This window comes from Sphingobium yanoikuyae, assembly GCF_013001025.1.
GTDB classification, from domain to species: Bacteria; Pseudomonadota; Alphaproteobacteria; order Sphingomonadales; family Sphingomonadaceae; genus Sphingobium; species Sphingobium yanoikuyae_A.
Genome location: NZ_CP053021.1, coordinates 119,763 through 140,169, shown reverse-complemented (window position 1 = coordinate 140,169; position 20,407 = coordinate 119,763). Strand labels below are relative to the sequence as shown.

Annotated in this window: 18 protein-coding genes and 1 tRNA gene; 11 read left to right on the top strand and 8 right to left on the bottom strand. The window is 63.9% G+C overall.

The annotated features are described in order from the left end of the window. Nucleotides 1-49 precede the first annotated feature (49 nt). From HH800_RS00715 to rsmA, 3 genes are read left to right on the top strand one after another with little or no spacing between them, the layout of a single operon-like run. Nucleotides 50-1,414 (top strand): peptidylprolyl isomerase, encoded by a 1,365-nt coding sequence (locus tag HH800_RS00715; protein ID WP_169859866.1) that lies wholly within the window; start codon nucleotides 50-52, stop codon nucleotides 1,412-1,414. Beyond that, the gene (gene pdxA, locus HH800_RS00710) at nucleotides 1,392-2,417 is read left to right on the top strand and encodes a 4-hydroxythreonine-4-phosphate dehydrogenase PdxA (RefSeq protein ID WP_099231855.1); all 1,026 of its coding nucleotides are present in this window, start codon (nucleotides 1,392-1,394) and stop codon (nucleotides 2,415-2,417) included. Before HH800_RS00715 ends, pdxA begins: the two co-directional genes overlap by 23 nt. After that, nucleotides 2,407-3,261: a 16S rRNA (adenine(1518)-N(6)/adenine(1519)-N(6))-dimethyltransferase RsmA gene (gene rsmA, locus HH800_RS00705; protein ID WP_169859864.1), complete on the top strand. Its 855-nt coding sequence runs from the start codon at nucleotides 2,407-2,409 to the stop codon at nucleotides 3,259-3,261. Before pdxA ends, rsmA begins: the two co-directional genes overlap by 11 nt. Before the next feature lie 605 nt (nucleotides 3,262-3,866). Here rsmA and HH800_RS00700 read toward each other — a convergent pair. Beyond that, complete coding sequence (locus HH800_RS00700) at nucleotides 3,867-4,349, bottom strand: hypothetical protein (RefSeq protein WP_048938282.1); 483 nt, start codon at nucleotides 4,347-4,349, stop codon at nucleotides 3,867-3,869. Nucleotides 4,350-4,519: 170 nt separating this feature from the next. On the opposite strand from HH800_RS00700, the gene betI reads away from it, so the two are divergent. The 3 genes from betI (at nucleotide 4,520) to ahpF (ending at nucleotide 7,588) form a co-directional block, all read left to right on the top strand. Beyond that, nucleotides 4,520-5,122: a transcriptional regulator BetI gene (gene betI / locus HH800_RS00695; protein ID WP_169859863.1), complete on the top strand. Its 603-nt coding sequence runs from the start codon at nucleotides 4,520-4,522 to the stop codon at nucleotides 5,120-5,122. A 134-nt stretch (nucleotides 5,123-5,256) separates the two neighbouring features. Further along, nucleotides 5,257-5,820, top strand: coding sequence for an alkyl hydroperoxide reductase subunit C (ahpC, locus tag HH800_RS00690; protein WP_004210655.1), 564 nt, complete (start codon nucleotides 5,257-5,259; stop codon nucleotides 5,818-5,820). Nucleotides 5,821-6,007: 187 nt separating this feature from the next. After that, complete coding sequence (gene ahpF / locus HH800_RS00685; RefSeq protein WP_169859861.1) at nucleotides 6,008-7,588, top strand: alkyl hydroperoxide reductase subunit F; 1,581 nt, start codon at nucleotides 6,008-6,010, stop codon at nucleotides 7,586-7,588. A 113-nt stretch (nucleotides 7,589-7,701) separates the two neighbouring features. Here the strand turns inward: ahpF and HH800_RS00680 are convergent, their stop codons facing one another. Continuing rightward, the gene (locus HH800_RS00680; RefSeq protein WP_007713310.1) at nucleotides 7,702-7,896 is read right to left on the bottom strand and encodes a hypothetical protein; all 195 of its coding nucleotides are present in this window, start codon (nucleotides 7,894-7,896) and stop codon (nucleotides 7,702-7,704) included. A 31-nt stretch (nucleotides 7,897-7,927) separates the two neighbouring features. Then, on the bottom strand, nucleotides 7,928-8,866 hold the full coding sequence (locus HH800_RS00675; protein WP_169859860.1) for a right-handed parallel beta-helix repeat-containing protein: 939 nt from the start codon (nucleotides 8,864-8,866) through the stop codon (nucleotides 7,928-7,930). A gap of 299 nt (nucleotides 8,867-9,165) precedes the next feature. Between HH800_RS00675 and HH800_RS00670 the strand changes: the two genes are divergently transcribed. Then, a complete protein-coding gene (locus tag HH800_RS00670) occupies nucleotides 9,166-9,423 on the top strand; it encodes a hypothetical protein (RefSeq protein ID WP_169859858.1) in 258 nt (85 codons plus the stop codon). Between the two features lie 25 nt (nucleotides 9,424-9,448). Here HH800_RS00670 and HH800_RS00665 read toward each other — a convergent pair whose 3' ends face one another. Next, nucleotides 9,449-10,003: a recombinase family protein gene (locus tag HH800_RS00665; protein WP_169859856.1), complete on the bottom strand. Its 555-nt coding sequence runs from the start codon at nucleotides 10,001-10,003 to the stop codon at nucleotides 9,449-9,451. A gap of 234 nt (nucleotides 10,004-10,237) precedes the next feature. Between HH800_RS00665 and HH800_RS00660 the strand changes: the two genes are divergently transcribed. Both HH800_RS00660 and HH800_RS00655 read left to right on the top strand, forming a co-directional pair. Then, nucleotides 10,238-10,483 (top strand): hypothetical protein, encoded by a 246-nt coding sequence (locus HH800_RS00660; protein WP_169859854.1) that lies wholly within the window; start codon nucleotides 10,238-10,240, stop codon nucleotides 10,481-10,483. 84 nt (nucleotides 10,484-10,567) lie between these two features. Next, on the top strand, nucleotides 10,568-10,951 hold the full coding sequence (locus HH800_RS00655) for a hypothetical protein (protein WP_169859852.1): 384 nt from the start codon (nucleotides 10,568-10,570) through the stop codon (nucleotides 10,949-10,951). Nucleotides 10,952-11,004: 53 nt separating this feature from the next. Here the strand turns inward: HH800_RS00655 and istB are convergent, their stop codons facing one another. From istB to HH800_RS00640, 4 genes are all read right to left on the bottom strand, one after another. Next, complete coding sequence (gene istB, locus HH800_RS00650; protein WP_069338825.1) at nucleotides 11,005-11,811, bottom strand: IS21-like element helper ATPase IstB; 807 nt, start codon at nucleotides 11,809-11,811, stop codon at nucleotides 11,005-11,007. Next, the gene (gene istA, locus HH800_RS00645) at nucleotides 11,801-13,324 is read right to left on the bottom strand and encodes an IS21 family transposase (protein ID WP_086485527.1); all 1,524 of its coding nucleotides are present in this window, start codon (nucleotides 13,322-13,324) and stop codon (nucleotides 11,801-11,803) included. The genes istB and istA overlap by 11 nt, the downstream gene beginning before the upstream one ends. A 96-nt stretch (nucleotides 13,325-13,420) precedes the next feature. Then, complete coding sequence (locus HH800_RS29555; protein WP_419248218.1) at nucleotides 13,421-13,651, bottom strand: DUF6538 domain-containing protein; 231 nt, start codon at nucleotides 13,649-13,651, stop codon at nucleotides 13,421-13,423. A gap of 146 nt (nucleotides 13,652-13,797) precedes the next feature. Continuing rightward, nucleotides 13,798-13,873: transfer RNA gene (locus tag HH800_RS00640), tRNA-Thr, on the bottom strand. Between the two features lie 204 nt (nucleotides 13,874-14,077). Here HH800_RS00640 and HH800_RS00635 point away from each other — a divergent pair. Together HH800_RS00635 and HH800_RS00630 are read left to right on the top strand one after the other, a co-directional pair. After that, nucleotides 14,078-15,352, top strand: a complete 1,275-nt coding sequence (locus tag HH800_RS00635) for a hypothetical protein (RefSeq protein ID WP_169859850.1) — start codon at nucleotides 14,078-14,080, stop codon at nucleotides 15,350-15,352. Between the two features lie 331 nt (nucleotides 15,353-15,683). After that, nucleotides 15,684-20,345: an NAD-glutamate dehydrogenase gene (locus tag HH800_RS00630; protein WP_169859848.1), complete on the top strand. Its 4,662-nt coding sequence runs from the start codon at nucleotides 15,684-15,686 to the stop codon at nucleotides 20,343-20,345. Nucleotides 20,346-20,407 lie beyond the last annotated feature (62 nt).

The window sequence follows — 20,407 nt, the reverse complement described above, 5'->3', positions numbered from 1 at the left end:
GGCGGAACGGGGCATTGGCTCCCGACCGTATTGGAGATTTTTGCCGACGATGCTTTCTGTCGTTTTCTCGCCCAAATCCGTTCGCTCGGGCCTGCGCACCCTGCTTCTGTCCACCGCCCTTCTGGGCATGGCGGCACAGACCGTGTCGGCCCAGGCCGTGGACGATGACGCCGATCAGGGCCTGAACCTGCCCAAGGACGTCACCATCTTCGGCAAGAATGATCCCAATGTCCGCAAGGCGACGGCGATCGTGAACGGCCGCATCATCACCGGCACCGATGTCGATCAGCGCCTGGCCCTGATCATCACCGCCAATGGCGGTAAGGTGTCGGCCGAGGAGAAGGAGCGGCTGCGCGTCCAGGTTCTGCGCAACCTGATCGACGAAACGCTGCAGATCCAGGAAGCGGCGGCCAACGACATTAAGATCGATCCGGCCGAAGTGAACCAGAGCTATGAGCGCGTCGCGGCCAATTTCCGCAAGTCGCCCCCCCAGTTCGACCAGTATCTGCGCGAACAGGGCAGCTCGGCCAGCAGCATCAAGCGACAGATCGAGGGCGAACTGGCCTGGAGCCGCCTGCTCCGCCGCAACATCCAGCCCTTCGTCAACGTTTCCGAAGACGAAGTGAAGTCGGTGGTCGATCGCCTCAACGCCGCCAAGGGCAGCGACGAAGTGCGGATCAGCGAGATCTACCTGTCCTCGACGCCGGAAAACCGTGACCAGATCACGGCCAACGCACGCAACATCATCGAACAGATCAAGCAGGGCGGCAGCTTCGCCGCTTACGCCCGCCAGTTCTCCGAAGCCTCCACCGCTGTCGTCGGCGGCGATCTCGGCTGGGTCCGCCCCAGCCAGCTGCCGACCGAACTGGCGCAGGCTGCCACCGAATTGCAGGTCGGCCAGCTCGCCGGCCCGATCGAGACGGTGGGCGGCATGTCGATCATCTATGTGATGGACAAGCGCAAGGTGCTGACCGCCGATCCGCGCGATTCGCTGCTCAGCCTCAAGCAGCTGTCGGTCCTCTTCCCGGCCGGCACCAGCAAGGAAGCCGCCAGCCAGAAGGCCGCGACCTTCGCCGCCGCGGTCAAGGAGATCAAGGGCTGCGGCCAGGCGAACGAGATCGGCGCCCGCATCGGCGCCGACGTGGTCGACAATGACAATGTGAAGCTGCGCGACCTGCCGCCCCAGTTGCAGGACATTCTGGTCAATCTGCAGGTCGGCGAATCCACCCCGCCCTTCGGCTCGATCAACGATGGCGTCCGCGTTCTGATCGTCTGCGGCCGCGACGAGCCGCAGTCGGCCAACGCCCCCAATCCCGAACAGATCCAGGCCCAGCTGGAAGAGGAACGCGTCAACAAGCGCGCCCGCATCTATCTGCGCGATCTTCGCCGCGATGCCGTTATCGAATATAACTGATCCGGTCAGCCTGCCGCCCTTCGCCGTCTCGCTCGGCGACCCGGCAGGCATCGGACCGGAAATCGTCGCCAAGGCGTGGGTCATGCGCGAAGCGCGTGGCCTGCCCACCTTCTTCGCCGTCGGCGATGCCGCATCGCTGCGCGCGGTGTGGCTCGGCCCGGTCGAGATCGTCGGATCGCCCGAGGAAGCCGCGCAGGTGTTCGAGCGCGCCCTGCCCTGCATGCAGGTGGCCGAAGCGGGCGAGATCGTGCCCGGCACGCCCAGCATCGATGGCGCCCGCACCGCTTTCCAGGCACTGGAGGTCGCGGTCGGCCTTGCCCGCACCGGATCGGCTGCCGGCATCGTCACCGCGCCGGTCGGCAAGGAACAACTGTACGGCGTCGGCTTCACCCATCCGGGCCAGACCGAATTCGTCGCCGAACGCTGCGGCGTCTCGGCCCAGAACGCGGTCATGATGCTCGCCGGCCCGTCGCTCAAGGTGGTGCCGATCACCATCCATATCGCGCTGGCCGATGTACCTTCGGCGCTGACCATCGATCTGATCCGCGCCCGCGCCCTCACCACGGTGAAGGGGTTGCAGCGCAATTTCGGCATCGCCCGTCCCCGTCTCGCCGTCGCCGGCCTCAACCCGCATGCCGGGGAGAATGGCGCACTCGGCCGCGAGGAGATTGAGGTGATCCGCCCGGCGATCGAAGCGCTGCGCGCGGAAGGGATCGACATTGTCGGCCCGCTGGCGGCCGACGGCATGTTCCATGCCCGCGCCCGCGAAGCCTATGACGCGGCGCTCTGCATGTATCATGACCAGGCGCTGATCCCGATCAAGACGCTGAACTTCGACGATGGCGTCAACATCACCCTGGGCCTGCCGATCGTGCGCACCTCGCCCGATCATGGCACCGCCTTCGGCATTGCCGGCACCGACAGCGCCAATCCCGGCGCGATGATCGCCGCCCTCAAGATGGCGGCCGAAGCCGCCCGCGCACGGATTGCCTATGCCGGCTGACGCCCGCCCCACTCTGCCGCCGCTGCGCGACGTGATCGCCGCCCATGGGCTTCAGGCCAGCAAGGCGCTCGGCCAGAATTTCCTGCTCGACGAACAATTGCTCGACCGGATCGCCGCCATTCCCGGCAGCATCCAGGATCAGCCCGCGTTTGAGGTCGGCCCCGGCCCCGGCGGCCTGACCCGCGCGATCCTGCGCGCCGGCGGACGGCTGGTCGCGGTCGAGCGCGACCGGCGCTGCCTGCCGGCGCTCGCCGAACTGGAGCTGGCCTTCCCCGGCCAGTTGCGCGTCATTTCCGGCGATGCGATGGAGGTGGACGCCCGTGCCGAGGCCGGCGATGGCGCCCATATCATCGCCAACCTGCCCTATAATGTCGGCACCGCCCTGCTGGTCGGCTGGCTGTCGGCGCTATGGGCGCCGCTCCCCTGGTGGTCCAGCCTGACGCTCATGTTCCAGATGGAAGTGGCCGAACGCATCGTCGCGAAGCCGGGCACCGACCATTATGGCCGCCTCGCCGTTCTCGCCCAGTGGCGCAGCGACGCGCGCATCGCGATGAAGGTGCATCGCAGCGCCTTCACCCCGCCGCCCAAGGTGATGTCGGCCGTGGTCCACATCACCCCCAAGCCGGCGCCCGAAGGCGTGCAGCTCAAGATCCTGGAACGCCTGACCGCCGCCGCCTTCGGCCAGCGCCGCAAGATGCTGCGCCAGAGCCTCAAGTCCGTCCCCGGCGCGCTCGATGCACTGGAAGCGATCGGCATCGACCCGCAACGCCGCGCCGAAACCGTCAGCGTCGAAGAATTCGTCACCCTCGCCCGCCAGCTCGGCCACGCAACGACCAGCGCCTGATTCCGCTGCCCCCCCCCCAGCAAGGCCCAGAGACGGAGCAGAAACTGAACGTCTCTGGCACGGTCACCCCTGCGGAGGCGTGGATGCCAAGTTGGGTGGTAACAAGACATTCCTCCCCGGCACGGGGAGGGGGACCGCTCGCGTAGCGAGTGGTGGAGGGGCACAGGCCCAATAGCGCAGCGCTAAGAGGCTCCAGCCCCTCCGTCAGCGCTTCGCGCTGCCACCTCCCCAAGCAAGCTTGGGGAGGAACTGGAAACGTCAGCTTCTGGTCGTCAGCCGTCAAAACCCGACAGCGTGAGGCAAGCGTAGCGAAGCCCTGTCCTACTCGCCCAATCTCTGATCTACCCTGGGCGATGCACCAGCACTGCCCCCTTCCCTCGCCCCGACCGCAGCCCGCCACAGGCGGTGCCCCATGTGTCGCTTCCCTGTCGCGTCGTCATGACCCGACCGGCGCGTCGGTGCGAGGCTGTCCTGACCCAATTGACGCGCGACGGTCGCGTCATGGGCGCGTGGCAGGCGCATATCCGGTGAAAACGGCCCCAAATGCCGAACGACACTGTGAAATTCGGCGCTGTCGCGTCAGCATGCCCCTTGCCGATCCCGCTTTATCGGCAATAGCCTTCCTCGCCCGGCTTCACGATCAAGCAGTCCTGCTTGTCGGCAAGATATTTGAAGCCCGTCTCCGCCCCCGTGCCCGGTCGGATGGCGAGATCGCGGCCATCGCGCACGAAGCGGATCGTCGCGCCATCGGCCAAGCCGCTATAGGTCGCCTCCCGGTCGAGATTATCCTTGTTGGCCAGCGCATAATGGCCCGGCTTGCCATCGGGCGCGGGCTGGATGTCGAGAAACAGCCCTTCCGGCCCGGTCCAGCGCCCGACCCATTCGTCGGTGGGCAGCGCCGCGCCTACATTGTCCGGGGCCGCGACAGAGTCCGTATCTTCGATCGCTTCGGCATGGGCCGGCACGCTCGCATTGTTCGCCACCGCTTCATTGTCCACGCCCTTGGCGCATCCGCCCAGCAGCAATAGCGCGCCCAAACCGGGCAGGATCAGGCGAAGGGCGGACGTGGTGGCGGGCTGTCGGATCATCCATGGTCTCCTTGCTGTCATGACGACAATATGCGGGGGAAACGGGCGAACCAGCCGGATCGATCCGCAATCGGGTCGAACGGCGCTTGCCAGCGCCCGTCATTTCCGCACAATGAGCGGCAACAAAATAGCATGTTCGGGGCGCCGGGTCGCCCCATGCCGGGGGGCAAGTGAGAGCGAAATTCGTACGGGAGTCCGCCGATGTCCGGCGGCAGGCACTGATCGACGCAACGGCAAAATGTCTGGCGGAAAAGGGCGTGGCAGGCACCTCTGTCCGTGCCATCTGCGCCGCCGCGGGCGTGTCGTCCGGGCTGCTGACCCATTATTTCGAGGGTGTCGATGCGCTGATCCTGGCCACCTATCGCGATGTCGGGCAGCGCGTGTCCCAGGCGATGGACGATGCGATCATAGGCGCGGGCGATGATCCGCTGGACCGGCTGCGCGCCTTTCTCCAGGCCAATTTCCGCGAGCCCGTGCTGGACGCCGACCTGCTCGCCACCTGGATCGCCTTCTGGAGCCTGATCAATTCAAACACTGATGTCGCGGCCGCCCATGCCGACATCTATGCCGCCTCGCGCGCGCAGCTGGAGGGGCTGGTCGCCGCCGCCGCGCCGGCCTTCTCCCCCGCGCAGGTACGGCTCAAGGCCATCGGCCTGACGGCTCTGGTCGACGGGCTGTGGCTGGAATATTGCCTGGACCCCACCAGTTTCAGCGCGGCAGAGGCGCAGCAGCTGGTCGAACGAGCCATGGGTCATGCCCTCCGGGATCAATGAGCCGTTCGATTAATCGGATAGCGTGTGATCGCTTTTATCTATCAACATGTCCGAGAAAACCAATTTCCCCCGAATCATCCGCTTCCCTAAACAGGCTTCGCAACAGCAACCCTAATCAAGGAACTGGATAGCCCATGGCTCTCATCAACACCCCCCTGCAGCCTTTCAAGGCAACCGCTTTCAAGGAAGGCAAGTTCGTCGACGTCACGGATGCCGACGTCAAGGGCAAGTGGGCCGTCTTCTTCTTCTACCCGGCCGACTTCACCTTCGTCTGCCCGACCGAGCTGGAAGACCTGGCCGACATCTACCCCACCCTGCAGGGCATGGGCGTGGAAGTTTACTCGGTGTCCACCGACACCCATTTCTGCCACAAGGCCTGGCACGACACCTCGCCGGCCATCGGCAAGATCAACTATTACATGCTGGGTGACCAGAACCACGACATCTCGAACCAGTTCGGCGTGCTGCGCGAAGGCGTCGGCCTGGCCGATCGCGGCACCTTCGTGCTCGATCCGGAAGGCGTGATCCAGCTGGTCGAAATCACCCCCGAGGGCGTGGGTCGCAACGCGGCCGAGCTGCTGCGCAAGATCAAGGCGCTGCAGTATTGGACCAGCCATCCGGGCGAAGTCTGCCCCGCCAAGTGGGAAGAAGGCGCGGAAACCCTCGCCCCCTCGCTCGACCTCGTCGGCAAGATCTAAGCACCATTAGGTGCTGACAGGCCGCCGGGTTCGCCCAGATTGAGGGAACCCGGCGGACCTTCAAAAAGCTTTCTACAGACTTATCTCTATTTCAACGGGGCTTTTGGGTCGCACCAATTCCCCGGACGGGCCGTCGCGTCCTCCCGATCGGGACGGCCCGCCATTTTTTCCACGGAGCCAGACAGACATGTTGGACGCAAATCTCAAGGGGCAGTTGAAGGCCTATCTGGCGAACATCACCCAGCCGATCGAGCTGGTGGCTTCGCTGGATGAAGGCGCCAAATCGCGCGAAATGAACGAATTGCTGACCGAAATCGCCGAGCTTTCGGACAAGGTCAGCCTCGCCACCGGCAATGACAAGCGCAAGCCCAGCTTCATGATCCGCCGCGTCGGCACCGATATCGGCGTCACCTTCGCCGGCCTGCCGATGGGCCATGAATTCACCTCGCTGGTGCTCGCCCTGCTGCAGGTCGGAGGTCATCCGTCCAAGGCCGCGCAGGACGTCATCCAGCAGGTCAAGGATCTGGACGGCGATTTCGCCTTCGAAACCTATTTCTCGCTGTCGTGCCAGAACTGCCCCGACGTGGTGCAGGCGCTGAACCTGATGAGCGTCTTGAACCCCCGGATCAGCCATGTCGCGATCGACGGCGGCCTGTTCAAGGATGAGGTCGACGCCCGCAAGGTCATGGCCGTGCCGACCATCTTCCTCAACGGCGAACCCTTCGGCCAGGGCCGGATGGAGCTGGAGCAGATCGTCGCCAAGATCGACAGCGGTGCCGAGGCGAAGGCTGCGGAGAAGATCCGCAAGCAGGATCCGTTCGAGGTGCTGGTGGTCGGCGGCGGCCCCGCCGGCGCGGCGGCGGCCATCTATTCGGCACGCAAGGGCATTCGGACAGGTGTGGCGGCGGAACGCTTCGGCGGCCAGGTGCTCGACACCATGGATATCGAGAATTTCATCTCGGTCAGCCGTACCGAAGGGCCCAAGCTTGCCTCGGCGCTGGAAGCGCACGTCAAGGATTATGACGTCGAGATCATGAACCTGCAGAAGGCGGCGAAGCTGATCCCGGCCAAGACCGAAGGCGGCTATCATGAGGTCGTGCTGGAAAATGGCGCGTCGCTGAAGGGCCGCACCATCATCCTGTCGACCGGCGCCCGCTGGCGCCAGATGGGCGTGCCCGGTGAAGACGAATATCGCAACAAGGGCGTGGCTTACTGCCCGCACTGCGATGGTCCGCTGTTCAAGGGCAAGCGCGTGGCGGTGATCGGCGGCGGCAATAGCGGCGTGGAAGCCGCGATCGACCTGGCCGGCATCGTCGCCCATGTCACGCTGATCGAGTTCGACAGCCAGCTCCGCGCCGACGCGGTGCTGCAGCGCAAGCTCGCCAGCCTGCCCAACGTCAAGATCATCACCTCGGCGCTGACCACCAAGGTGAACGGCAATGGCGAGCGGGTGAGCGGCCTCAGCTACAAGGATCGCAACAGCGGCACCGAGCATGATGTCGAGCTGGAAGGCATTTTCGTCCAGATCGGCCTGGTGCCCAACACCGAATGGCTCAAGGACACGATCGCGCTCTCGCCCCGTGGCGAGATCGAGATCGATGCGCGCGGCGAAACCAGCCAGCCCGGCATCTTCGCTGCCGGCGACTGCACAACCGTGCCCTATAAGCAGATCGTGATCGCCATGGGTGCGGGGTCAACCGCAGCCCTGTCGGCCTTCGACTATCTGATCCGTCTGCCCACCGCCGAGGAAGCAGCCGAGGCAGCCTGAAAAATGCCCGCCTGAACCAGTCCCCCCTTCTGGTTTTCAGGCCAGCGAAGGCCGGTCCGTCACCCTGACGGACCGGCCTTTTTCCTATTTTCTCGTCCGAAATGCGCGGCGGCTCAGCTTTCGATCAGGTCGAGATAGGCGACGACATCATTGTCTGTGGCAAGGAACAGGCCGTCCTGCACTTCCTGCGGCTGTTGCTCGGCGACGCGCAGCGCTTCGCTCAGGGGACCGTACATGATCGTCATCGCCGCGCCGTCGTCGCCCAGATGATAGAGGCGGACGGTCGCGCTGTCATAGGTGGTGCGCATCGCCCTTCCCTATCAGATCGGCGCGGCAAAGTCAGCGCCGGTCCTTGACCTTCATGCTGGGGGCAAGCTGGTTCTGGCCGATACGGACGACATCGTCGGTAAAATTGGCGACGAAGGTCGAGCCGCGCGCAAGTCCCGGAACGAAGCCGGCCTTGTTCCCCTCGATCACCAGGGCGCTGCTGTCCTGCTCGCGGCCTTCCGGCGCAATGGTGATGAAGGCGGACCAATTATCCTTGTCCTTGCCCTGCACCATGTCGTTGCCGACGATCTGACCGCTGGCCCCGTTGCTGAGGTCGATCATGTAATTGGTGAGATGGCCGCCGCTGTCGTCAAAGCTGTTGTCGCGGATATCGACCTGCGCGGCGCGGCTCTTGAGATAATGGCCGCCATCGCCCTGGTCGAAGCGCGAACGGGTGACGCTAAGGCGCGCGACCCGGCCGATATAGATGCCATGGGCGCAATCGAGATCGCGATCGCAACGGCCCAGGTGACGGAAGGTCGACTTGTCGATCATGACCGTGGCGCCGCGATCCTCGCCGGTCAGAATGCCTTCCTCGCTGTTGCGGAACAGGCTGTTGCTGACGGACAGATTGCCCTTTTCCAGGCGGATGCCCGAGCCATTGCCGTCGGGCACGCGCAGATTCTGGAAGATCAGGCCGTCGACCATGGTGGCGCGGCCGCGCAGCACAAGGGCCGCCTTTTCCTCGCAGATCGCGCCGTCGAAGATCGCACTGCCGGGCGTCGCCGCCTTGATCGTCACCTCGCCGCCATTCTGCGCCGCACACTGGCGATAGGTGCCCGGCGCGACGATGACCGTGCCCTTGCCATCGCCGATCGCGCCGATCGCATCGGCGAGCGAGGCAAAGCGCCGCCCATTTTCAGCGAGCGTGAAAGGGGCCGGCGCGCTCTGGGCAAAGGCCGATGCGGTGATGGCTGCGGACACCAGCAGCAGGGTCGAGAGGATGCGCATGACATCAAGGCTAGGCGCCGACCGCATCATAGCCAAGCCCCATAGTAAACCTGAAAGCACATGCCCCACTTTGGGGCAGGATTATTGCCAAGACGTTTACAGGGATCCGGCGCCCCGAAAAGGCCGTTCGCCTTTCACCTGACCGTCGGCGAAGCGGCAGACCGCAACGCAATGACATCCTGATCGAACGCACCGCACGCCCGCCCGTCGCTTCCGCTTGCAGAACAGGAGATTGACGCCGGCATATCTGACCAGTCGAACGGCCGCGTGAAGACCGAGTATGATAAAATACTCTCCCCATGACAGAAGCGCAGCGAGTGCGCATGAGACAAATCGCGAGGGATGGTGCGCTTACGGTCATCGAACATGTGACCCGAACACGATCCGGCTCCATCATCCCGACACCAGCGTCGACCAGCATCATCTCGTTCATCGCCACTGCAACGATCGGTCAGATGATGGTCGTCACGCTGCCGGTGATCATAGTCGGAAGCATGGACATGATAGCGGCGGCCGCCCGATGCCTGATGATGGGCTGGATGATCCCATGTCGATGATGGTTGGGATCGTGGTTGTTGAAGGTCAGGCGGCGAGAGCGCGGTAGACTGAGGCGCGTGCGATCTTGAGGTTCTTGGCGATGGCGGTCGGCCCCATGCCTTGTTGATGAAGTTCGCGAACCCGGACCGGGTCGATCGAGGGCGGCCGACCTTTATAGATGCCCTTTGCCTTGGCGGCTTCGATACCCCGGCGCTGGCGGGCTTTGATGAAGTGTTTCTCGATCGAGCCGACCATGCCGAACAGCGTCAGCAAGACCTCTCCCATGAAGTCCGATCCGTCGAACACGATCTGAGGATCATGGATGCGCAGCACCGCCTTGCGCTCGACGATGCGCTTGCCGACGATGAGGAGATCGGCGGTGTCGCGCCCAATTCTGTCTGGATGAAGTGAAATGACCTCGTCGCCGGGTTCAAGGAGCTTCAGGAGGCTGTCGAGCCCATCGCGGCCAACGAGGGTCGATCCGCTGCCGATATCGCTGAACACAACCATCGCGCCCAACTCCTCCAGCATCACGCGCTGGCTGGCGAGGTCTTGTCCCTGATCCGAAGAAATCCGTGCATACCCAAACTTCCTGCCCATATGGCCTCCATCGTCTCATTTGGGTTTTAGACCTGCCATCGTCGACCGTCTGAAAATCCAAAACCCACCCGGTTGCGACGGGAATATTGGATCATCGTCTGACCAGTTGGTGGTTACCCATGTGACGCAGATTCTCATGAAGTCGACGATCAAGCAACCACTTCAAAAACTTCGATATTTCTCCTGACCGATGATAATTCTATGTCGTTGACGGGAGGGCGTATGGGACATGATTTGCACGATCTGAGGGTGGGCGATCTGGTGATCCGCGAGATGGACGATCGCGGGCAGGTCGAGCGGCATATCGGTGAGGTTTTGTCGATCCGTGCTCGCGTCCAATATATTGGCGTTGGTCATGACTGGCGGGAGTGGTGGGACGTGACGACGGCGTCGCTCCACCCGTTTCGGCCGCTATCGATGCCGGGCTATCGGCTACGGAAGGCTGAGGTCGATCAGATCGACCGGCTTCGGTTGCGGTGATGAGGGGCTATCTGCACTTCATTCTATCCGGCATCATGTTGCAGGCTAATCATTCACCTGTCCCGCAACGCTTGGGGAGCTTTCATGCAGATCGAAGATATCGTCACCTTCTGGCGCGGCCAACAACAAGCCGATGAGAAGTGGCAGTGGGCGCATCGGCTCGACCGGGAGGTGCTCGATACTGGCCCTCATAGTTTCAATCTCGATCATCCCGTCAGCCCCTATATCGGCGATGTGCTGACCGCGCCGGTTATCATTCTTGGCGCGAATGCTGGCTACAGTCCCACCCTAACGCCAACAGAGTTTCCAGATGATGCATCCGTGAGCGCCTACACTGGCCGTGTCGATGATCCCTCAGGCTCGGACTGGTCTTTCGTCTCCCGCTATTACGACCGGACGAATTACGGCCACCTCGTCGCCTCCGGCAGAGCGGTCGTCGTCAATGCCTGCGCTTACCGAAGCTGTTGATTTCCACTGAGAAGTGACCCGGGTTTTCCATCGAGAAGTGACCCGTCTGCGGATTATGTTTCGGGTGTCATGGGTGGGTCAACCCGTGGTTTTCTCCTTTGGGTTCTGGCCTGCTTGGCAGAGCTGTTTTTGAAGCGGAAGCTATCGTTGCCGGTCTCCAGGATGTGGCAGTGATGGGTAAGCCGATCGAGAAGCGCCGTGGTCATTTTGGCGTCGCCGAACACGGTGGCCCATTCGCTGAAGCTCAGGTTTGTGGTGATGATGACGCTGGTGCGCTCGTAGAGTTTGCTCAGTAGATGGAAGAGCAGCGCGCCACCTGAAGCACTGAACGGCAGATATCCAAGCTCATCCAGGATAACGAGATCGGAGTGCAGGAGGCGATTGGCGATCTGACCGGCCTTGCCCTGTGCTTTTTCCTGCTCGAGCGCATTGACCAGTTCGACCGTCGAGAAGAAGCGGACGCGCTTTCGATGATGTTCGATGGCCTGGATGCCCAGCGCCGTTGCCACATGGCTCTTGCCGGTGCCAGGACCGCCGACCAGCACGATATTGTCGGCGATGTCGATGAAGTCGCAGCGATGCAACTGACGCACTAGAGCTTCATTGACCTCGCTACTGGTAAAGTCGAAGCCGGCCAGATCGCGATAGACAGGGAAGCGCGCGATCTTGAGCTGATAGGCCACAGACCGAACCTCCCGTTCTGCTGTCTCGGCTTTGAGCAACTGGGAGAGGATCGGGATGGCGGCTTCGAAGGCTGGAGATCCCTGTTCCATGAGATCGGTGACGGCCTGCGCCATGCCATGCATCTTGAGGCTGCGGAGCATGACGACGATGGCGCCGCTGGCAGGGTCATGACGCATGACGCTTCTCCTTGCGCAGATCATCATAGCGTTCGACATTGGCCATCGGCTCGCTGACCAGTTTGAGCGCCTGGGGCGCCGTCACCGGCGGCGTGGAGATCGGTTTTCCGTCGACCAGCCTATAGAGCAGATTGAGGATATGGGTCTTGGTCGGAACGCCAGCCTCCAGCGCCATGGTGACCGCCGTCAGCACCAGTTGCTCATCATGATGAAGAACCAGCGCCAGTATTTCGACCATTTCCCTGTCGCCGCCGGGATTGCGCAACAGATGTCGCTGCAGACGCTGGAACGCATCGGGTAGCTCAAGGAAGGGCGCTCCGTTGCGCAGGGCGCCGGGTTTGCGCTGCACGACCGCCAGATAATGGCGCCAGTCATAAACCGTATGACCTGGACCGTCGTGAGAGCGGTTGATGATGCGCTGATGTGCGCAGATTGGCTGCCCCTCGGCGACGACCTGGAAGCGATCAGGATAGACGCGCAGGCTGACAGTGCGATTGGCGAAAGAGGCCGGTACGCTGTAGCGATTGCGCTCAAAGTGGATGAGGCAGGTCGGCGATACCCGTTTGCGATATTCCACAAAACCATCGAAGGGCCTGCCCGCAACCATCAGACACTCAGATTCATCGGCCCAGGCATTGGCAACCGACCCGGGTTCGATCCCGTGAGAGATGTCCTCCCATAACGCCTTGCAGCGCTCCTCCAGCCACAGGTTCAGCGCATCAAGGCTCTCGGCCTGCGGCGTGGGTTGCCACAGACGGTGCCGCGCATCCTGGACATTCTTCTCGACCTGCCCCTTTTCCCATCCCGCAGCCGGGTTACAGAACTCGGCTTCGAACAGATAGTGGCTGACCATCGTCAGAAAGCGTGCGTTGACGGTGCGTTCCTTGCCACGCCCGACCTTGTCGACGGCCGTGCGCATATTGTCATAGATACCCCGGCGCGGCACGCCGCCCAGCACGCGGAAGGCGTGATTATGGGCGTCGAACAGCATCTCATGGGTTTGCAGAAGGTAGGCGCGCACGATGAATGCCCGGCTGTAACTGAGCTTGAAGTGCGCGACCTGCAGCTTGGTCCGAACCCCGGCAATGATTGCCCAGTCCTCACTCCAATCAAACTGGAAAGCTTCCCCCGGCGCGAACGACAGGGGCACGAATGTCCCACGCCCGCCAATCTGTTGCTGGCGCCGATAATCTTCGCGCCAGTCCCGAGCAAAAGCGGCAACCCGGTTGTAGGATCCTTCATAACCCAGGCTCACCAGATCGGCGTGAAACTGCTTGATCGTGCGCTTCTGCTTGCGCGATCGGCCCATCTCGCGCCGCAGCCAGGCCGCCAGATGCTCAGCAAATGGATCCAGTTTGCTTGGTCGATCAGGCACCTTGAATCGCGGATCGATCGTCTCGGACCGCAAATATTTGCGGATCGTGTTGCGTGATAGTCCGGTGCGCCGCGCTATCTCCCGGATCGGTAGATGATCGCGAAAATGCCAGCGCCGGATAACGCTCAATAACGCCATGTCCAACACTCCATATACCCTCGCTTGCCAAAGCCAGGGACGAGTTCAACATGGGTCAATTCTTAGTGGAAATTTACGCCCTACCCGGGTCACTTCTCAGTGGAAATCAACAGGCTGGCCTTTGCTGATACGGGCACGATCGAACTCAAGCTCAATCTCGAATGCCATCTTCCTCGCTGCCCGCAAGGCTTCTGCGCGCGCTGCCGTCTTCAGTGACCGACTGAAATGCGTCTTCCCGAACAGTGTGACGAGATCGCCCGGCACCCGCACACGATACTGATAAACCGCGCCTCTCCGCCATAAGCCAGACGGTCTTCTGTGCGACACCGCTGTGCTACAGTTTCGAGGCTGTATTTTTGTTTGATACGAGGAACTTAACCCCGTTTCCAGAACCCTGTTGTGCGACAGTCGTGTGCTACAGTCTGGACGCGACGATCCATCAGACGGTTGTTTTCCAACGATTTTCTGGGGAATGGTGCCGCTTACGTGACTCGAACACGTGACCCTCGCATTACGAATGCGATGCTCTACCAACTGAGCTAAAGCGGCACTGGCGCGGGCAGATAACAGCGGTCGGGCGATTGGACAAGCGCCCAAATGCACTTTCTTGCCCCCGCCCCCGCCGTCGCAGCACTATCGACCGATATTGCGCGCCATCCATCCGCTTCTGCACGCGAATTTACGGCATGTTTACCATCCCCGTGGCACAGCCTTGCGCAAAGTCGCTTATTCTCTGTTCCAAGGACCGACCGGATGGACATTCTGCGGGGGCATGACGTCGCCAACGACCAGGACGATTTCGAATATCCCGGTGATGCCGCGATCGACCGTCCGCTCGCCGTGGGATATGAGGAACGGCGCATGCAGGTGCGCGCCTATAATTATTGGGCGTCGCTGCTGGGCGATCGCGCCCTGCCCCTGATCGAGGATCTCTCGCCCGATCAGATGGACGATTTCGGCCCCTATAGCGTGCTGCTCGATTTCACCGCCGGCATCGAGAATCCCGCGATCGTCTATCTCGGCTCGGCCTTGCGTCAGGAATGCGAGATCGAGGGGCCGATCGGCCATATCGCCGATGTTCCGGCCCGTTCGCTGCTGTCGCGCCTGACCGATCATTATCTCCAGATCATCGCCAATGCCGCGCCGATCGGATTCGAGGCGGAGTTCATCAACCAGCGCGGCCGCGAGATTCTCTATCGCGGCATCCTGATGCCCTTTTCCGCGCAGGGCGATTCGATCGACTTCGTGTTTGGCGTGATCAACTGGAAGGAAATGGCCAGCCACGCTTTGTCGGTCGCGATCGAGCGCGAGGTCGACACCAATTTGCTGCACAATCCCCCGGCGCGCAGCGATGCGCCGATCTGGGCCGATGGTCCGGGCGCGGACGAGGATGATGACGTGCTGGACCTGGCCGGCATGGAGATGCCGACCGAGGATGCGCCGCTCGCCGACTGGCTGGCGCTCGCCCGCGAAGGCGCGGAAAAGGCCCGCACCAGCGAGGCGCGCAGCCATGCCGCCCTCTATCGCGCGATCGGCCTTGCTTATGATTTCGCGCTGGTGACCCGCCGATCGGCCGAGGAATATGCCGAACTGCTCGAAGATTATGGCATCAAGGCGCAGGCGCGCAGCCCGATGACCGCCGTCATCAAGCTGGTCTTCGGCGCCACCTACGACAAGACGCGCATCACCGAATATGCGACCGCGCTGGATCATGCCGCGACCGCCAGCCTGTCGGTCGGCAGCTTCGCCGCCTATCTGGCCGGTTATGATGGTGGCCTCAAAGCCCTGGTCCGCGACGAGCGCGCCGCCCGCCGCGCGGACATGCCGGCCCGCCCCGACAAGCGCCAGACTGCCCGCGACACGATGAAATACGCCACCGCGCTCGATCCGCTGGCCGTCGCCACCGACAATGATGGCCTGGCCGTCGTCGTCGCCCGGCGCGAGGCGGATGGCACGCTGGCGATCGTCGGCGCCCTGCCGGAAGGATCGGACCTGGGCCAGCGCGTGATCCTGGCCGCCGCCGACTGAGATTTTGTCTCGGCGCCGCCCTCACCCCCAGCCGTGCCGCAAACGCGCCATCCTGGGGTGACATCGCGGCTTTCCAAGTGCATAGGGGCATGCCTGCTCTTCGGGCCAAGCCTTCCGGACATCGATATCCGCCAGTAACGGGCGGCCCGACCATGCTGCGCTGCATCATAATATTTCACGCGCGCGAAATTTTATTTCGACCAATACTTGAGACGATCCGGTGAGAGGGGCATATAGATGCCCCTAGGACAAGGAGTCGTCTGGCGGTGTTCCAGCGCCTCCTCCGTTTCGGCAACGGCGGGACATTTCCCCGCGGCTAAGAGGTAGGCGAATGACGGCGCTGGCTGATCCCAATATCAAGGAAGTCGATTCAACTGTTCGCGCGGCGCTGGAAGGCGTCCTGGCAAAGGGCGCCCTGCCCGGCGAGAGCGAGGGATTTGATCAGGCGGCCATCGCCGCCGCCGCGGCCTTCCTCGGTCGCACAGCCAATGCGCGCAAGGCCGGCCGGCCCGGTATCGCGATCGAGACGCTCGGCGAAGGCGCCACCGGCCGCTTCATGCGGATCGCGCTGATCAACGACGACATGCCCTTCCTGGTCGATTCGATCGCCACCACGCTCGCGGCGGCCGACATCAGCATCCACCGGCTGCTCCACCCCGTCCTGTCGATATCGCGCGGCGCCGATGGCACCCTGTCCGCGATCCTGGACGATGATGCGCCGGGCGCGTTGCGGGAATCGATGATCTATATCGAGGCCGACCGGGCCGACGCAAAGGCGCGTCGCGCGCTCGAAAAGGCGCTGGAAGACACGCTGGCCGACGTTCGCGTTGCCGTGCGCGACTGGCCGCGCATGCAGGAAGCCATGTCGGCCGACGCCAATGCCGTCACCGACGATGAAGGCGCGGCGCTGCTGCGCTGGTTCCTCGCGGGCCATTTCACCCAGATCGGCCATGAACTGTGCAGCCGCGTCGGCACCTCGGAAGAGCGGCTGGGCATCTGCGCGCTGCGTGATAAGCCGATGATCGCGCCAGCCTCGCGCGAAGCCGCCTTCACCTGGTTCGAGGAAGGCAAGCGCAGCCCGCTCATCATCAAGTCCAACATCCTCTCGCGCGTGCATCGCGGCGTGTTGCTGGACCTCATCATCCTGCCGGTGCGCGAGGGCAAGAGCGTCACCGGCCTGTCGATCCACGCCGGCATGTGGACCAGCGCGGCGCTTGCCGCCTCGCCGGAAAAGGTGCCGCTGCTGCGCTCGGCCCTGTCGGCGCTGATGGACAAATATGGTTTCGATCCGGCCGGCCATGCCGGCAAGACGTTGGCCCATGCGCTCACCACCCTGCCGCATGACATATTGATCGGCTTCGAGCGCGACACGCTGGAGCATCTGGCGCTCACCTTCATGTCGCTGACCGACCGGCCGCGCCCCAAGCTGGTGCTGGCCACCAGCGCGCTCGCCCGTCACCTCTACGCCTTTGTCTGGCTGCCGCGCGACGAACTGTCGACTGCGCGCCGCGTCGCGATCCAGGACATGCTGGCCAAGGCAGCGAATGGCCCGGTATTGAGCTGGTCGATCGCGCTGGAGGAAGGTGGCCTGGCGTTGCTGCGCATCACCCTCGACCTGCGCGACGGCGGTGTCGTGCCCGATGACGCCGCGCTCGATCGTCAGCTCAAGCAGATGGTGCGCGGCTGGCTGCCCGCCGTCGAGGAAGCGCTGGCCGAAAGCGAGGAAGCCGGCCGCGCCGCGGCGCTGGCCCAGCGCTTCGCCCCCGGCTTCCCGATGGCCTATCGCAACGGCGCCGGCCCGGTCGAGGCGGCGGTCGACATCCGCCTGATCCACGGCCTGTCGGGTCCGGGCGACAAGTCGATCCGCATCTATCGCAATCCGGAAGACAGTGCCGAACGGCTGCGCCTCAAGCTCTACAGCCATGACGCGATCGCCCTGTCCGAAGTCGTCCCCGCCTTCGAGAATTTCGGTTTCCGCGTGATCGACGAGATGACCACGCCGATCGACGGCGGCGCGCTCGGCCATGTCCAGCGCTTCGTGCTGGAACTGCCGGCCGGCGGCGATGCCCAGGCGGTGGTCGACCGCGCCGAAGTGGTGACCGAGGCGATCGCTCAGGTGATCGAAGGCGTCGCCGAAAATGACAGGTTCAACGAACTGATCGTCACCGCCGGCTTCGCGCCGCGCGCGGTGGTGCTGTTCCGCGCGCTGTTCCGCTATCTGCGCCAGACCGGCACCGCCTTTGGCATGGCGACCTTCGCCGACACGCTGCGCCGTGAACAGGGCGTCGCCCGCAACCTCGTCGCGCTGTTCGAAGCGCTGCACGATCCCGCCGCGCAGGACGGCAGCGACAAGGCGACCGCCATCCAGGCGGAGATCGACGCGGGCCTGGAACAGGTCAGCTCGATCGACGAGGATCGCGTGCTGCGCCTGATCCGCGCCGTCATCACCGCGACGCTGCGCACCAACTTCTATGCCCCGGCCGCGGCCGAGGCGCTGGCGTTCAAGATCGACAGCGCGCTCGTCCCCGGCCTGCCGGCGCCACTGCCCTGGCGGGAAATCTGGGTGTACAGCCCGCGCGTCGAGGGCATCCATCTGCGCGCCGGCCCGGTCGCCCGTGGCGGCCTGCGCTGGTCCGACCGTCGCGACGATTTCCGCACCGAAATCCTGGGCCTGATGAAGGCGCAACGTGTCAAGAACGCTGTCATCGTGCCGACCGGCGCGAAGGGCGGCTTCTACCCCAAGCAACTGCCCAATCCGCAGGTCGATCGCGACGCCTGGTTCGCCGAAGGCACCGAAAGCTATCGCATCTTCATCCGCACCCTGTTGTCGATCACCGACAATATCGTGAAGAACAAGGTGAAGCACCCCGCTCAGGTAGTGGTGCGCGATGGCGACGATCCCTATTTCGTGGTCGCCGCCGACAAGGGCACCGCGACCTTCAGCGACGTCGCCAATGCGATCGCGCTGGAACGGGACTTCTGGCTGGGCGACGCCTTCGCCAGCGGCGGCTCCAACGGCTATGACCACAAGGCGATGGGCATCACCGCCAAGGGCGCCTGGATCAGCGTCCAGCGGCACTTCGCCGAAATGGGCGTCGACGTGCAGAGCGAGCCGGTCAAGGTCGTGGGCTGCGGCGACATGTCGGGCGACGTGTTCGGCAACGGCATGCTGCTCAGCAAGGCGATCAAGCTGGTCGCCGCCTTCGACCATCGCCACATCTTCCTCGACCCCAATCCCGATCCGGCCAAGAGCTGGGAAGAGCGCAACCGCATGTTCGCCCTGCCCCGCTCCAGCTGGGAGGATTATGACAAGGGCCTGATCTCCGAGGGCGGCGGCGTGTTCGCCCGCAGCCTCAAGAAGATCCCGCTCACCCCGCAGGTGCAGGAAATCCTGGGCGTGACCGAAAGCGAGATGGAGCCGACCGCGCTCATCTCCGCCATCCTCAAGAGCCCCAACGACCTGCTGTGGTTCGGCGGCATCGGCACCTATGTGAAGGCCGCCGCGCAGAGCCATGGCGATGTCGGCGACCCGGCCAATGACCGGCTGCGCGTCAATGCCGAACAGCTGCGCGTCAAGGTGGTGGGCGAAGGCGCGAACCTTGGCACCACGCAGGCCGGGCGCATCGCCTTCTCGCTGCATGGCGGGCGGATCAACACCGACTTCATCGACAATAGTGCCGGCGTCGACTGCTCGGATAATGAGGTCAACATCAAGATCGCGCTGAACAAGGAAATGGCGGAAGGCCGCCTGCCCTTCGACAAGCGCAATGCCCTGCTGGAAAGCATGACCGATGCGGTCGGCGCGATCGTCCTGGAGGATAACCGTCTTCAGGCGCTCGGCCTGTCGATCGCCGAAAGCGGCGGCGCGGCGGACCTTGCCTCCTATGTCCGGCTGATCGAGACGTTCGAGGAAACCGGCCGTCTAGACCGCCAGGTCGAGGGGCTGGCCGCCAATGACCAGCTGCTGCGGCGTGGTCAGGATGGCCAGGGCCTCACCCGCCCCGAACTCGCCGTGCTGCTCTCCACCGCCAAGCTGGCGCTGCAGGACGCGATCGAACATGGCGACCTTGCCACCGATCCCAGCATGGGCGCGGAACTGGCCGCCGCCTTCCCTGCCGCGATGCAGGAGAAGGAAGCCGACGCGATCGCGGCCCATGCGCTCAAGAAGGAGATCATCGCCACCAAGGTTGCGAACCGCATCGTCAACCGCCTCGGCATCATCCATCCCTTCGAACTGGCGGAAGAAGAGGGCTGCTCGCTCGCCGATCTCGCCAGCGCCTTCCTGATCGCCGAGCGGCTCTACGACATCCGCACCCTGTGGGCGGATATCGACGCGGCCGACATGTCGGAAGCCGCCCGCCTCACCCTGTTCGGCGACATCGCCAGCGGCATGCGCGCGCAGATCGCCGACATCCTGCGCAGCGTGCCGGCCGGCACCCTGCCGGACGCCGGCCATGCGATCCTGGCCAAGGGCGTCGAAACGCTCGCCAACCAGGTCGACGACCTGCTCACCAGCGAAGCGCTGCGTCGCGTCACTGCCGTTACCGATCGCCTGCTCTCGCTCGGCGCGCCGGACATGCTGGCAGTGCGCACCGCCGGCCTGTTCAAGCTGGACGGCGCGGTCGGCATCGCCGCGCTCGCCGGTCGCCTGAAGATGGACGAGATCGCGCTGACCCGCGCCTTCACCCATCTGGGCGAGGCTGTCGGCATCGACTGGGTCCAGTCGGCCGCCGCCCGCATGGAACCGACCGATCCGTGGGAGCGCCTGCTCATCTCCGGCGTCGCGCGCGACATGCAGCAGGTGCGGCTCGACTTCCTGGCCCAGGGCAAGGGCAAGGATGTGTCCGACCATGTCGAGAAATGGCTGATCGAGCGCGGTGCGCGCATTCAGCAGTTCCGCGCCCTGGTGCAGCGCGCCAAGGCTGCGGCATCGCCCAATGTCGCAATGCTGGCGGAAATCGCCGGCCAGGCCCGCGGCCTGCTCGGCCGCTGAGGCCATCGCCCCTTCCCGTCAGCGGGAAGGGGTTTGAGCCGCCCATGAAAAAGGCGCCCGAT